Origin of the sequence: Pseudomonas sp. RL, assembly GCF_000647775.1 — a bacterium.
Classification (GTDB): domain Bacteria; phylum Pseudomonadota; class Gammaproteobacteria; order Pseudomonadales; family Pseudomonadaceae; genus Serpens; species Serpens flexibilis.
The window spans coordinates 1-14640 of sequence record NZ_JBOY01000011.1; the positions used below are offsets into that span (position 1 = coordinate 1).

The 14640-nt window shown below is 64.4% G+C and carries 13 protein-coding genes; 9 read left to right on the forward strand and 4 right to left on the reverse strand.

Going from position 1 to position 14640, the window contains the following annotated elements:
• A partial coding sequence (locus tag AS93_RS0103180) for a TIM44-like domain-containing protein (protein WP_027589245.1) occupies positions 1–695 on the forward strand: 695 nt, incomplete at its 5' end.
• A 100-nt stretch (positions 696–795) separates the two neighbouring features.
• Entirely contained in the window at positions 796–1209 is a 414-nt protein-coding gene (locus AS93_RS0103185) for an SMI1/KNR4 family protein (protein ID WP_027589246.1), read from the forward strand.
• Between the two features lie 95 nt (positions 1210–1304).
• Here the strand turns inward: AS93_RS0103185 and aguA are convergent, their stop codons facing one another.
• The 4 genes from aguA to AS93_RS0103205 form a co-directional block, all read right to left on the reverse strand.
• Positions 1305–2411, reverse strand: coding sequence for an agmatine deiminase (gene aguA / locus AS93_RS0103190; RefSeq protein WP_027589247.1), 1107 nt, complete (start codon positions 2409–2411; stop codon positions 1305–1307).
• A 1-nt stretch (position 2412) separates the two neighbouring features.
• Positions 2413–3291, reverse strand: coding sequence for an N-carbamoylputrescine amidase (gene aguB / locus AS93_RS0103195; protein WP_027589248.1), 879 nt, complete (start codon positions 3289–3291; stop codon positions 2413–2415).
• Between the two features lie 153 nt (positions 3292–3444).
• Positions 3445–4086 (reverse strand): TetR/AcrR family transcriptional regulator, encoded by a 642-nt coding sequence (locus tag AS93_RS0103200; protein ID WP_027589249.1) that lies wholly within the window; start codon positions 4084–4086, stop codon positions 3445–3447.
• 130 nt (positions 4087–4216) lie between these two features.
• Positions 4217–5593 carry a glutamine synthetase family protein gene (locus tag AS93_RS0103205; protein ID WP_027589250.1) on the reverse strand — a complete coding sequence of 459 codons (1377 nt, stop codon included), beginning with the start codon at positions 5591–5593 and terminating at the stop codon, positions 4217–4219.
• A gap of 456 nt (positions 5594–6049) precedes the next feature.
• Between AS93_RS0103205 and AS93_RS0103210 the strand changes: the two genes are divergently transcribed.
• The 7 genes from AS93_RS0103210 (at position 6050) to AS93_RS0103240 (ending at position 14516) form a co-directional block, all read left to right on the forward strand.
• On the forward strand, positions 6050–7408 hold the full coding sequence (locus AS93_RS0103210) for a glutamine synthetase family protein (RefSeq protein ID WP_027589251.1): 1359 nt from the start codon (positions 6050–6052) through the stop codon (positions 7406–7408).
• A gap of 44 nt (positions 7409–7452) precedes the next feature.
• Positions 7453–8811 (forward strand): aspartate aminotransferase family protein, encoded by a 1359-nt coding sequence (locus AS93_RS0103215; protein ID WP_037008451.1) that lies wholly within the window; start codon positions 7453–7455, stop codon positions 8809–8811.
• A 160-nt stretch (positions 8812–8971) separates the two neighbouring features.
• Positions 8972–10069 (forward strand): polyamine ABC transporter substrate-binding protein, encoded by a 1098-nt coding sequence (locus tag AS93_RS0103220; protein ID WP_027589253.1) that lies wholly within the window; start codon positions 8972–8974, stop codon positions 10067–10069.
• 178 nt (positions 10070–10247) lie between these two features.
• Positions 10248–11345: a polyamine ABC transporter substrate-binding protein gene (locus AS93_RS0103225; protein ID WP_051587319.1), complete on the forward strand. Its 1098-nt coding sequence runs from the start codon at positions 10248–10250 to the stop codon at positions 11343–11345.
• 245 nt (positions 11346–11590) lie between these two features.
• Positions 11591–12742 carry a polyamine ABC transporter ATP-binding protein gene (potA, locus tag AS93_RS0103230; RefSeq protein WP_027589255.1) on the forward strand — a complete coding sequence of 384 codons (1152 nt, stop codon included), beginning with the start codon at positions 11591–11593 and terminating at the stop codon, positions 12740–12742.
• Between the two features lie 23 nt (positions 12743–12765).
• Positions 12766–13647, forward strand: coding sequence for an ABC transporter permease subunit (locus tag AS93_RS0103235; protein WP_162172912.1), 882 nt, complete (start codon positions 12766–12768; stop codon positions 13645–13647).
• Entirely contained in the window at positions 13644–14516 is an 873-nt protein-coding gene (locus AS93_RS0103240; protein WP_027589257.1) for an ABC transporter permease subunit, read from the forward strand. The genes AS93_RS0103235 and AS93_RS0103240 overlap by 4 nt, the downstream gene beginning before the upstream one ends.
• Positions 14517–14640: the final 124 nt, after the last annotated feature.

The following is a 14640-nucleotide window of genomic DNA, read 5'->3' on the forward strand; positions in this document are numbered from 1 at the left end:
CCGCTGCCAGCGGCGCGTCCAAGTGGCTCGGCCCGCTGGCCGGCATCGCCGCCGGTGGCCTGCTGGCGGCCATGTTCATGGGTGACGGCTTCGAAGGCCTGCAGATCATGGACATGCTGATCTTTGGCCTGATCGCCTTCGTGATCTTCAAGCTGATTGCCGCGCGTCGCCGCAAGGCGCTGGCCAGCATGCCCCAGCAACAGCAGTACGCCACCGCCGGTGCGCCGCCGGTGATGCAGCGCGATGTGCCGAGCGAGGCTGCGGGCACCAATATCTTCGGTCAGTCGATCGGCGCGGGCGCCGCCGCGCCGGTGATCAATGCGCCGGCCTGGTTCAACGAGCAGCGCTTCATCGAGCAGGCGCGCACCCACTTCCTGGCGCTGCAGCAGCACTGGGACGCGGCCGAGATGGACAAGATCGCCGAGTTCGTCACCCCGCAGATGCTCGCCTTCCTGACCCAGGAGCGCGGGTCGCTGGGCGATGGCTTCCAGTCCACTTACATCGACAACCTGAGCGTGGTGCTCGACGGCGTGGATGACAACCCGGACAAGACCGTGGCCACCCTGACCTTCAGCGGCGTGAGCAAGACCTCGCGCTTCGATCAGGGCGAAGCCTTCAGCGAGAGCTGGCGCATGGAGCGCGAGCAGGGCGAGAACCAGCCCTGGTTGCTGGCAGGTATCCGCCAGAACGCGTGATCGATTGGGCAGTAGGAAGACCCGGGCTAGTCCCGGGTTTTTCTTTTGTGCGGCATTCGGGCGCGCTATAAAGCGCGCATTACCCAGAGGAGTCCCATCGATGGAAGATGTCATCGATCAGTTGCGTGAACTCAACGAGCCGGTGCCGGTGCCGCTGGAGCTGCCGGACGAGGAGACCCTGGTGGAGATCCAGGAGCAGATTCTCATCCACCTGCCCTACGAGCTGCGCGAGTTCCTGCTCAAGGTCAGCGATGTGGTCTACGGCCGTCTGGAGCCGGTGACCGCCAGCGATCCGCAGTCGCACACCTACCTGCCGGAAGTGGCCGCCAACGCCTGGGATGCCGGCGTGCCGCGCTATCTGGTGCCTCTGTGCCAGGACGGGCGCGACTACTACGCAGTCGACCCGGAGGGCGAGGTGTTCCTGTGGCGCGAGGACACCGGCGAGCTGGACGACGAGACCTGGGAGTCGGTGTGGCACTGGGTGCGCGATGTCTGGTTGGAGGGTGGGGCGTAAGCCGAAAAGCAGCGCTGTCCGCCCGCATGCCCTGCCTCGACCCGCTGGCGGCCAGAAAAGCGCTGACCGCCCTGCGTCGGGTGGGATTCCCCCAGTCAGCCGGCCCGTTGCGGAGCCGGCTGCTGCTGGGTGATGCAGTGGATGTTGCCGCCGCCGAGCAGGATCTCGCGGCCCGGCACCATCACCACCCGATGCTCCGGGAACAGTCGTCGCAGTAGCTGCTCGGCCTCGGCGTCGTGCGGGTCGTCGAACGAGGGCGCGATGATGCCGCCATTCACGATCAGGAAGTTCACATAGGAGCCGGCCAGGCGGATCGATGGATCGCGGGGCTGGCTGCCGACCGCACGGTCGACGCCGGCGCACTCCTCCTCGGTCGCGTACAACGGGCCTGGGATCGGCATGCGGTGGACCGTAAGCAGGCGCCCACGGGAATCGCGGCTGCGTTCCAGTACCTGCAGCGCCGCGCGGCAGCGGGCATGGTTGGGATCGGCCGGGTCGTCCGTCCAGGCCAGCAGCACCTCGCCCGGGCGCACGAAGCAGCAGAAGTTATCCACATGGCCGTCGGTTTCGTCATTGAACAGGCCTTGCGGCAGCCAGATGATCGTTTCCACCGCCAGGTAATCGCGCAACACGGCTTCGATCTGCATGCGGTTCAGATGCGGATTGCGGTTCGGGTTGAGCAGGCATTCCTCGGTGGTCAGCAGGGTGCCTTCGCCGTCCACATGGATGGCGCCGCCTTCCAGCACGAAACCGGGCGTGGCATAGCGGGCGCAGCGCTCGATGCCCAGCACCTTGCCGGCCACCTGGCTGTCCCGGCTCCACGGCCAGTACAGGCCGCCGCTGAAACCGCCCCAGGCGTTGAAGTCCCAGTCCACGCCGCGTACCTCGCCGGTGGCGTCGATGACGAAGGTGGGACCGGTGTCGCGCATCCAGGCGTCGTCGCTGCTCATTTCCACCAGACGGATGTTCGGCTGATCACCCAGGCGGGCGCTGGCGTTCTCGTACTGGGCTTCGCTGACACCGATGCTCACCGGCTCGAAGCGGGCAATGGCCTGGGCCACGGCGCTGAAGGCGGCTTGTGCCGGCTTACCGCCCAGGCGCCAGTTGTCCGGTCGTTCCGGCCAGAGCATCCAGGTCTGGCTGTGCGGCTCCCATTCCGCCGGCATGCGGAAGCCGTCGGACCGTGGAGTAGTCAGCGCCATGTCAGGACTCCAGGCTGCCGTCGAGGGTCTTCAGCGCGCCGTACAGGTTCGGCCGGCGATCACGGAACACGCCCCAGGCGCTGCGGATCTTCTCCAGCTCATCCAGATCGAAGCGTTGCACCAGGATGCCCTCTTCGGTTTCGTTCAGTTCCTGCAGCTTGGCGCCGAACTGATCGGCGATGAATGAGGAGCCGTAGAAGGTGATGTCGTAGCCGTCCTGCTCCTCGCGGCCGATGCGGTTGCTGGCGATCAGCGGCATCAGGTTGGCGCCGGCATGGCCCTGCTGCACGCGCTGCCAGTGGTCGCGCGAGCTGATGGTGGCGTCGTGGGGTTCGCTGCCAATGGCGGTCGGGTAGAACAGCAGCTCGGCGCCCTGCAGCGCCATGCTGCGCGCGCATTCCGGGAACCACTGGTCCCAGCAGATGCCTACGCCGATCTTCGCATAGCGGGTGTTCCACACCTTGAAGCCGGTATCGCCGGGGTTGAAGTAGTACTTCTCGTGGTAACCGGGGCCGTCCGGGATGTGGCTCTTGCGGTAGATACCCAGGTTCCGCCCGTCGGCGTCGAGGATGGCGATGCTGTTGAATCGGGCCCGGCCGGCCCGCTCGAAGAAGCTGATCGGCAGCACCACCTGCAACTCGGCGGCCAGCTTGCTGAAGTGGGCAATGGCGGGGTTCTGTTCGGCTTCGGTGGCCAGCAGCAGGTAATCGGGGTTCGGCTTCTGGCAGAAGTACGGCGTTTCGAACAGTTCCTGAATCAGGATGATCTGCGCGCCCTGCGCGGCGGCCTGGCGCACGAGACGCTCGGCATTGGCGATGTTGGCGTCGCGATCCCAGGAACAGGCCATCTGGGTGGCGGCGACAGTGACGATGCGGGACATGGCGGAAACCTCGCAATCCGGAGACAGGCTAAGCATGGCCCACGAAGGGCCGGTATGGATGGCAGGGATATATAGCCGATAAATATCGGTAAAAGAAGGCCGTCCGCCTGTCATGGGCGACTAATCGGCAGAAATTAACCGATAAATATCGATCTATGCGCCTGGGGCGCTCCGCTTGCTCAGCCAGGGCGGCAGGTAGAGACCCAGGTAGGCGATGACCACCCGCAGGCCTTCCTCCCGCCAGCGGGACGTGATCTGTCCGTGCAACTGGACCGAGCTGGCGTAGACCCGGTCGGCCAGCTCGATGGCCAGCGCGAAGATGTCGATCTCCTCCGGCAGCGCCGGCAGCACGAAATGGCGCTCAAACAGGGCACGCAGCAGCCGGCCCAGTTCCAGGTCATGCTGCTGGTCGGCCTGGGTCACTTCGCTCAGGCCGTGCTGGGCGAGGATCAGCTGGCGGGCCGCCGCATCCGCGGCGTAGATATCCACCATGCGCTGTTCGAGCTGTGCCGCCAGGTCATGCCAGCTGCGCAGCGTGGCGTGGTCCACGGGAAGGGTGAGCACCTCGCGAAAGGCGGCATGCACCTGGGTGGCCAGCGACTGCAACAACAGCGGCACGTTGGGGAAGAAGTGATAGACCGACGAGGGCGGAATGCCGGCGCGTTCGGCCACCGCGTAGATGCTTAGCTCGGCAACGCCCCCCTCGGCGAGCAGGGCGCGGGCTGCGGCATGGATGGCATTGATGCGCGTCTGGCTGCTGGCGCGGGGCTTGCGGGGAAGCGGGGGGCACGACATGTAAAGGCTCTGTAACTGGGTATTCGAGTGCTGGCAGGGTATCGCCCCGCCGGTCACTGGCTCGACGGGGGCGAATTGTCGGGGAAGCGACCGGGGCATGGTGCGATGCGTGTCGCATTGCCCGGCGGCCTCAGACGGTATGCAGGTACCAGTTGTACTCCAGGTCGGAGATGGAGTGCTCGAATTCCTCCAGTTCGCTTTCCTTGCAGGCGACGAAGATGTCGATGTAGTCGGGGCTGATGTAGCGCGCGAGGATTTCGCTGTCGTCCAGCGCGCGTAGCGCGTCGCGCAGGTTGTTCGGCAGGCTGGGCTCGAGCTGCTCGTAGGAATTGCCCTCGATGGGTTCGCCCGGCTCGATCTGCTGGGTCAGGCCGTGATGCACGCCCGCCAGCAGGGCCGCCATCAGCAGATAGGGGTTGGCGTCGGCGCCGGCTACCCGATGTTCCAGGCGCACCGCCTCGGGGCTGCCGGTGGGCACGCGCAGCGCCACGGTGCGGTTGTCCAGGCCCCAGCTGGGGGCATTGGGCACGTAGAACTGGGCGCCGAAGCGGCGGTAGGAGTTCACGTTCGGGCAGAGGAAGGCCATGGAGGCCGGCAGGGTCTCCAGCACACCGCCGATTGCGTGGCGCAATGCGGCGTTCTGCTGGGGATCCTCACTGGCGAAGATGTTGTTTCCGTCGCGGTCGAGCAACGATATGTGCACGTGCAGCCCGTTGCCGGCCTGGCCCGGATAGGGCTTGGCCATGAAGGTCGTGTCCATCTCGTGGTCGTAAGCGATGTTCTTGACCAGCCGCTTGAGCAGTACCGCGTAATCGCAGGCCTTCAGCGGGTCGGCCACGTGGTGCAGGTTGACCTCGAACTGCGCCGGCGCACTTTCCTTGACGATGGCGTCGGCGGGGATGCCCTGCACCTTGGCGCCCTCGAGGATGTCCTGCAGGCAGTCAGCGTACTCGTCGAGGTCATCGATCAGGTACACCTGCGTGGAATGCGGACGCTTGCCGGAAATCGGCGAACGCGGCGGCTGCGGGCGGCCATTCACGTTCTCCTGGTCGATCAGGTAGAACTCCAGCTCGAAGGCGGCGCAGACCGTCAGGCCCAGCTCATCGAAGCGGTCGATCACCTGGCGCAGCACTTCACGCGGATCGGCAAAGAACGGCGTGCCATCCAGTTCGTGCATGGTCATCAGCAACTGGGCGGTGGGGCGCTTCTGCCAGGGTTCGTAGCTGAGGGTGCCGGCGATCGGCAGGCACACCCGGTCGGCGTCGCCGATGTCGAGGCCCAGGCCGGTGCTTTCCACCGTGCTGCCATTGATGTCGAGCGCGAACAGCGATGCGGGAAGATTGATGCCTTTCTCGTAGACCTTGGTGAGGCTGTTGCGCTCGATGCGCTTGCCCCGCACCACCCCGTTCATGTCGGCGATGAGCAGATCGACGAACTGGACGTCCGGATGCGCTTCGAGAAAGACGCTCGCCTCGCTGGGGTGAGCGACACGCGGAGGGGGCGACATGATCCGTACCTTTATTGTTAAAAATTTCAATCAGTCTGTGGCCTGGTTGTGAGTCAATCCCAAACCCTCGGGCCTGTCAATAGTCGGAAAAAACGCCCCGCGAGGGTGCGCGAAGGCCATTTTCGGGGCACGCCGGGTGGTCGCGTCAGATCCCTCCAGAGCCCATGGCTCGTGGGTTTCAGCCTGTATTGACGCCGTGCGGGGCGGAAGTTGTGTAAAAAAATGAACAGCGCTAAGCTCGGTAGCAAACCGAACGCGGATACGGATGTGTCCCATGCCCTGCCAGCCACTGAGCGTCGCCAACCCCTGCCACCGGCACCGGGGTGCCTGCTTACCCGTGCCGGCCCGCCTTTCAATTTCGCAACCCCCCACGACCCGCGCGCGGCTCGCCAGTCAGGCGTCTGGCCGCGTCACCGCTGAACCGGCAATTTCGGCTCGGCAAAACCTGAGGCCTTTATGAGTACCGACCTCGATCAGCTCACCGACTGGCTGAAAGAACACAAGATCACCGAAGTGGAATGCCTGATCAGCGACCTGACCGGCATCGCCCGGGGCAAGATCGCGCCGACCAACAAGTTCATCGCCGAGAAAGGCATGCGCCTGCCGGAGAGCGTGCTGCTGCAGACGGTCACCGGCGATTACGTGGAAGACGACATCTATTACGAGTTGCTCGACCCGGCGGACATCGACATGTATTGCCGTCCGGACCCCAACGCCATGTTCCTGGTGCCGTGGGCCATCGAGCCCACCGCCATGGTCATCCACGACACCTTCGACAAGATGGGCAACCCCATCGAGCTGTCGCCGCGCAACCTGCTCAAGAAAGTATTGAAGATGTACGCCGACCACGGCTGGATGCCCATCGTCGCGCCGGAAATGGAGTTCTACCTGACCAAGCGTAGCGACGACCCCGATTACCCGCTGCAGGCGCCGGTCGGCCGCTCGGGACGCCCCGAAACGGGGCGCCAGTCGTTCTCCATCGATGCCGCCAACGAGTTCGATCCGCTGTTCGAGGACATGTACGACTGGTGTGAGGCTCAGCGCCTGGACCTGGATACGCTGATCCACGAGGAAGGGCCGGCGCAGATGGAGATCAACTTCCGGCATGGCGAGGCCCTGCACCTGGCCGACCAGATCATGGTGTTCAAGCGCACCATGCGCGAGGCGGCGCTCAAGCACGACGTGGCCGCCACGTTCATGGCCAAGCCGATCACCGATCAGCCGGGCAGCGCCATGCACCTGCACCAGAGTGTGCGCGACGCGCAAAGCGGCAGGAACATCTTCTCCAACGAGGATGGCTCGCCGAGCGAGTTGTTCCTCAGTTACATCGGCGGCCTGCAGAAGTACATCCCCGAGCTGTTGCCGCTGTTCGCCCCCAACGTCAATTCGTTCCGCCGTTTCCTGCCGGATACCTCGGCGCCGGTGAACGTGGAATGGGGCGAGGAGAACCGTACCGTCGGCCTGCGCGTGCCGGAATCCTCGCCGCAGAACCGGCGCATCGAGAACCGTCTGCCCGGTGCGGACGCCAACCCGTACCTGGCGATCGCCGCCAGCCTGCTGTGTGGTTACATCGGCATGGTCGAAGGCCTGCGGCCCACCCAGCCGGTGCAGGGGCGCGGCTATGAGCGGCGCAACCTGCGCCTGCCGCTGACTATCGAGGATGCCTTGGAGCGCCTGGAAAACTGCAAGGCCCTGGAGAAGTACCTGGGCAAGAAATTCATCGCCGCCTACGTGGCGGTCAAGCGGGCGGAAAACGAGAACTACAAGCGGGTGATCAGCTCCTGGGAGCGTGAATTCCTGCTCTTTTCGGTATAGGTCGCGACGCTGCGGCGCGGGGCCTGGAGAAAGGTGTCGACACGATGAGCAAACAGACCGAACACTGGCAGGCCCTGAGCCGCGACCACCACCTGGCGCCCTTTACCGACTTCCAGGCGCTCAACCGCAAGGGCGCGCGCATCGTGACCCGCGCCGAGGGCGTGTACCTGTGGGACAGCGAGGGCCACAAGATCCTCGATGGCATGGCCGGGCTCTGGTGCGTCAACGTCGGCTACGGCCGCGAGGAGCTGGTCGAGGCGGCCGCCCGGCAGATGCGCGAACTGCCCTACTACAACCTGTTCTTCCAGACCGCGCACCCGCCGGCCCTGGAGCTCGCCCAGGAAATCGCCGCGCTGGCGCCGGCGGGCATGAACCATGTGTTCTTCACCGGCTCGGGCTCCGAGGCCAACGACACCGTGGTGCGCATGGTGCGCCATTACTGGGCAGTCCAGGGCCAGCCCGAGAAGCAGGTGATCATCGGTCGCTGGAACGGCTATCACGGCTCGACCATGGCGGGCGCGAGCCTGGGCGGCATGAAGGGCATGCACGCCCAGGGCGGTTTGCCGATCCCGGGGATCGAGCACATTGACCAGCCTTACTGGTATGGCGAAGGCGGCGCGCTGAGCCCCGAGGAATTCGGCGTCCGCGTGGCCGACCAACTGGAGGAGAAGATCCGCCAGCTTGGCGCCGACAAGGTCGCCGCTTTCATCGCCGAGCCGATCCAGGGCGCCGGCGGGGTGATCGTGCCGCCGGATAGCTACTGGCCGCGCATTCGCGAGATCCTCGCGCGCCACGACATCCTGTTCATTGCCGATGAGGTGATCTGCGGCTTCGGCCGTACCGGCGAATGGTTCGGCAGCCAGTACTACGACCTGCGGCCGGACCTGATGCCGATCGCCAAGGGCCTGACCTCCGGCTACATCCCCATGGGCGGCGTAGTAGTGCGCGACAAGGTGGTCGAGGTGCTCAACCGCGGCGGCGAATTCGCCCACGGCTTCACCTATTCCGGCCACCCGGTGGCGGCGGCGGTAGCGCTGGCCAACCTGCGCATCCTGCGTGACGAAGGCATCGTGGCGCGGGTCAAGGCGCAAACGGCACCCTATTTGCAGAGACGTTGGCGTGAGCTGGCCGCCCACCCGCTGGTGGGGGAGGCACGTGGCGTCGGCATGGTGGCTGCCATCGAGCTGGTGAAGAACAAGGAGACCCGCGAGCGTTATCGGGGACTGGAAATCGGCATGCGCTGTCGTGAGCACTGTTTCCAGAACGGCCTGGTGATGCGCGCGGTGGGGGACACCATGATCATCGCGCCGCCGCTGGTGATCAGCCCGGCGCAGATCGATGAGTTGCTCGAAAAGGCCTTCACCTGTCTGGACCTGACTCTCAAGGAGGTGCAGGGCCGGTAAAAAAGGCTCGAATCGGCCGAGCAGCCAGTTGTGTCGACACGGGCTCCTTGCCAGACTTCGCGCGTGCGTAGGCCAGGCTCACCAGGGTGTGTCGCGGCAGTGGGCTCGCTCGCCAGCCACGCCATCTGAGTACTCAAAAAACAATCGGAGCAGTGAAGGCATGAAACTCTTCGGCAAGACCTTTCTCGCGCTATCCCTGACCGCGGCCGTGGCCGGTCTGGCTCAGGCCCAGGAAAAAGTGCTGCACGTCTACAACTGGTCGGACTACATCGCTCCGGACACCCTGGACAAATTCCAGAAGGAAACCGGCATCAAGGTGGTGTACGACGTGTTCGACAGCAACGAAGTGCTGGAAGCCAAGCTGCTCTCCGGTGGCTCGGGCTACGACGTCGTGGTGCCGTCCAACCCGTTCCTGGCCAAGCAGATCAAGGCCGGTGTGTTCCAGAAGCTGGACCGGAGCAAGCTGCCCAACTGGGAGAACCTCGACAAGAACCTGCTCAAGTCCCTGGAAACCAGCGACCCGGGCAACCAGTACTCCTTCCCCTACATGTGGGGCACCATCGGCTACGCCTACAACGTGGACAAGGTCAAGGCCGTGCTGGGTGACGGCGCCCCGGTGGATTCCTGGGACCTGGTGTTCAAGACCGAGAACATCGAAAAGCTGAAGAGCTGCGGCGTGTCCTTCCTCGATTCGCCCACCGAGATGCTGCCGGCGGCGCTGAACTACCTGGGCCTGTCGCCCGTCAGCGAGAGCAGTGCCGATCTGAAGAAGGCCGAGGACCTGTTCCTGAAGATTCGTCCGCACGTGGCCTACTTCCACTCCTCCAAGTACATCTCGGACCTCGCCAACGGCAACATCTGCGTGGCGGTCGGCTACTCCGGCGACCTCTACCAGTCCAAGTCGCGCGCTGAAGAGGCCGCCAACGGCGTCAACATTCACTATCAGATTCCGAAGGAAGGCGCCGGCTCCTTCTTCGACATGCTGGCCATTCCTGCCGATGCCAAGAACGTCGAGAACGCCCACGTGTTCCTGAACTTCCTGCTCAAGCCGGAAATCATGGCGGAAATCACCGATTACGTGCAGTTCCCCAACGGCAACAAGGCGGCTACTCCGCTGCTGGACGAGGCGATCCGCAATGACCCGGGTATCTACCCGCCGGAAGAGGTGATGGCCAAGCTGTACGCCTTCCCCGACCTGGATGCCAAGGTGCAGCGCGCCATGACCCGCAGCTGGACCAAGATCAAGTCCGGCCGTTGATTCATCGGCCGGCTGCTTCGGCAGCCGGCCGTTTTTCCCTGCCCACACCGACATGGCCATAAGGCCAGGAGCGTGACCGTCCGCCCCGCGCTGCATTTCAGGGGCACAGGAGAGCGACCGCCGGTCGCCGTTTCATCATTCTTGCCGCCTCTCGCGGCCCGCGCATGAGGACTTCACCATGCCCCATCGCAGTGCCCTGCTTGCCGCCTGCACCGTCCTGGCTCTGACCGGCACGGCCCAGGCCCAGGCCCAGTCCACGGTCCACGTCTACAACTGGTCGGACTACATCGGCGAAGACACCCTGGAGAATTTCCAGAAGGCCACCGGCATCCGTGCGGTCTACGACGTCTTCGATTCCAACGAAACCCTTGAAGGCAAGCTGCTGGCCGGTCGCTCCGGCTATGACGTGGTGGTGCCCAGCAATCACTTCCTCGCCCGGCAGATCAAGGCTGGCGCCTTCCGCAAACTCGACCGCGACCAGTTGTCCAACTGGAACAACCTGGACCCCGCGCTGCTGCGCCAGCTGGAGGTGAACGACCCCGGCAACCAGTACGCCGTGCCCTACCTGTGGGGCACCAACGGATTGGGCTACAACGTCGAGAAGGTCACGGCGGCCCTTGGCGAGGATGTCGAGGTCGATTCCTGGGCGCTGGTCTTCGAAGTGGAGAACATCAAGAAACTCTCCAGCTGTGGTGTCGCCTTCCTCGATTCCGGGGACGAGATGCTGCCGGCGATGCTCAATTACCTGGGGTTGGACCCCAACAGCCAGAATCCCGATGACTTTGCACGTGCCGAAGCCCGGCTGCTGGAGGTGCGTCCCTACGTGACCTACTTCCACTCCTCCAAGTACATCTCGGACCTGGCCAACGGCAACATCTGCATGGCCGTGGGGTACTCCGGTGACGTGTTCCAGGCCGCCGACCGCGCCGAGGAAGCCGGCAAGGGCATCGAGATCGGCTATGTGATTCCCAAGGAAGGCGCCAACCTGTGGTTCGACATGTTGGCCATCCCGAGCGACGCGAAGAACGTCGAGCAGGCCCACGCGTTTATCAACTACCTGCTGGATCCCGAGGTCATCGCCGGGGTCAGCGACTACGTCGGCTATGCCAATCCCAACCTGGCTGCGCAGGAGCTGATGGACCCCGAGGTGCTGGCCGACGAGGCCATCTATCCGCCGCCGGAAGTGTTGGAAAAATTGTACATTTCGGCCGAATTGCCGCCGACTGTGCAGCGTTTGATGACACGCAGCTGGGCGAAGGTAAAGAGCGGAAAATAAAGCCGTAAAAAGGCGCGTCCAGCGCTGGCCCTGGACGCTGCTCGATGGTTCAATTGCGCCCCTTTGACCGGGGGTGCTCTCGGGGTCTATCGGCGTTGCGAAGCAGCCGAAACGGACCGCGAGGCTTCCGGCCTTTTAACGTGGTACTGGTTGTCTGGGCGCGGAATGCAATGCTGCCGGCGTTCCGCATCGAAACTTAACATCCGACCTGGCGCCACCAGGTAATGTCGGGGGAGTGTGCATATATGGCGGTGGCCTCGAGCGCCTTCAAGAAAGCCCTCAGCGGCGATCAGCAAGCCAAGGAAATTCTGGTCAGGATCGACCGTGTCACCAAGAAGTTCGACGAGACCGTGGCGGTCGATGACGTGTCCCTGACCATCCGTCGCGGCGAGATCTTCGCCCTGCTCGGTGGCTCGGGCTCCGGCAAGTCGACCCTGCTGCGCATGCTCGCCGGGTTCGAACGACCCACCGAGGGGCGCATCTACCTGGACGGCCAGGACATCACCGATCTGCCGCCGTACGAGCGGCCGATCAACATGATGTTCCAGTCCTACGCGCTGTTCCCGCACATGAGCGTGGAGCAGAACATCGCCTTCGGCCTCAAGCAGGACGGTCTACCCAAGGAGGAGATCGCCGAGCGCGTGGCGGAAATGCTGCGCCTGGTGCAGATGAGCCAGTACGCCAAGCGCAAGCCGCACCAGCTGTCCGGCGGCCAGCGCCAGCGCGTGGCCCTGGCCCGTTCGCTGGCCAAGCGCCCGAAGCTGCTGCTGCTCGACGAGCCCATGGGCGCGCTGGACAAGAAGCTGCGCTCGCAGATGCAACTGGAGCTGGTGGCCATTCTCGAGCGCGTCGGCGTGACCTGCCTGATCGTCACCCACGACCAGGAAGAGGCCATGACCATGGCCGAGCGCATCGCCATCATGCACCAGGGCTGGATCGCCCAGGTGGGCAGCCCGATGGACATCTACGAGACGCCGGCCAGCCGCCTGGTCTGCGAGTTCATCGGCAACGTCAACCTGTTCGAGGGCGAGCTGATCGAGGACCTGGAAGACCACGCGATCATCGCCTGCCCGCAGCTGGAGCGGCCGATCTATGTCGGCCACGGCATCAGCACCCGTGCCGAGGACAAGCGCGTCACTTATGCGCTGCGCCCGGAAAAGCTGCTGATCAGCACCAGCATGCCGGAGGTCGAGCACCCGGATTACAACTGGGTGCAGGGCACCGTGCATGACATCGCCTACCTGGGCGGTCACTCCACCTACTACATCCGCCTGGCGTCCGGGATGCTGGTGCAAGCGTTCCTGGCCAACAGCGAACGGCACGTGAAACGACCCACCTGGAACGACCCGGTGTACCTGCACTGGATCGACGACAGCGGCGTGGTGCTGCAGTCATGAGCCTGGCGATGCTGAAGCGCTTCCTGCCCACGGGACGGCATGTCGTCATCGGCATCCCGTTCTTCTGGCTGCTGCTGTTCTTCCTGCTGCCCTTCGTCATCGTGCTGAAGATCAGTTTCGCCGAGGCCGAGGTGGCCATCCCGCCGTACACGGAAATCTTCGTGTGGGCGGAGAACCAGCTGCAGATCCTGCTCAACCTGGGCAACTACGTGTTCCTCAGCGAGGACGAGCTGTACCTGCTGGCCTACCTGAGCTCGCTGAAGATCGCCCTGGTCAGCACCCTGCTGTGCCTGCTGATCGGCTACCCGATGGCCTACGCCATCGCCCGCGCCGACAAGCAGGCGCAGACGATCCTGCTGATGCTGATCATGATGCCGACCTGGACCGCGATCCTGATCCGCGTCTACGCCTGGATGGGCATCCTCAGCAACAACGGCTTGCTCAACAGCGTGCTGATGGGCATCGGGCTGATCGACGAGCCGCTGCAGATCCTCAACACCAACCTGGCGGTGTACATCGGCATCGTCTACTCGTACCTGCCGTTCATGGTGCTGCCGCTGTACGCCAACCTGGTCAAGCACGACCTGAGCCTGCTGGAGGCCGCGGCTGACCTGGGGGCCGGGCGCATCGCCACCTTCTGGAAGATCACCGTGCCGCTGTCCAAGAGCGGCATCGTCGCCGGCTGCATGCTGGTGTTCATCCCGGTGGTGGGTGAGTTCGTCATCCCCGAGCTGCTCGGTGGCCCCGAGACGCTGATGATCGGCAAGGTGCTCTGGCAGGAATTCTTCAACAACCGTGACTGGCCGGTGGCGGCATCGCTGGCGGTGGTCATGCTGGCCATCCTGCTAGTCCCGATCATCCTGTTCAACCGCAACCAGGCCAAGGAACTGGAGGACAAGCCATGAAGCGCTGGAGCTTCTCCAACCTGATGCTGTGGGTCGGGTTGGCGTTCATCTACCTGCCGATGGTCATCCTGGTCATCTACTCGTTCAACGACTCGCGGCTGGTGACGGTGTGGGGCGGCTGGTCGGTGCGCTGGTACGCCAGTCTGCTGGACAACCGCCAACTGATGGGCGCGGTGATGCGTTCGCTGGAGATCGCCCTCTACACGGCCATTGCCGCTGTGGCGCTGGGCACCCTGGCGGCCTTCGTGCTGACGCGTATCCCGCGTTTCCGGGGTCGCACACTGTTCGGTGGCATGGTCACCGCGCCGCTGGTGATGCCCGAGGTGATCACCGGTCTGTCGCTGCTGCTGCTGTTCGTGGCCATGGCCCAGTTGATCGGCTGGCCGGCCGAGCGCGGCATGACCACCATCTGGATAGCCCACACCACCTTCAGCTCCGCCTATGTGGCGGTGGTGGTGATGTCGCGCCTGCGCGAGCTGGACCTGTCCATCGAGGAAGCGGCCATGGACCTGGGCGCCAAGCCCTGGAAGGTGTTCTTCCTGATCACCATTCCGATGATCGCGCCCTCGCTGGTGGCCGGCGGCATGCTGGCCTTCGCGCTGTCGCTGGATGACCTGGTGCTGGCCAGCTTCGTCTCCGGCCCGGGCGCCACCACCCTGCCGATGGAGATCTTCTCCGCCGTGCGCCTGGGGGTGAAGCCGGACATCAACGCCATCGCCAGCCTGATCCTGCTGGTCATTTCGCTGTTCACCTTCCTGGCCTGGTACTTCACCCGCCGGGCCGAAGACCGCAGGCGTCGTTCCATCCAGCAACTGCTGGACGAAACGCGCCCCGAGCGCGATCCGCGCCCGCAGCCGGAAGTGGCTTGAGAACGAGGGGGCAGACCTGAAAAGTCTGCCCCCTTTTTCATGCACAAAAGCACAACCTGAAAAACCACCGTAGGGCGGACAGCGACTTCCTGGCCGCCATTGCGCCGGAACGGCGCCCTCGCGG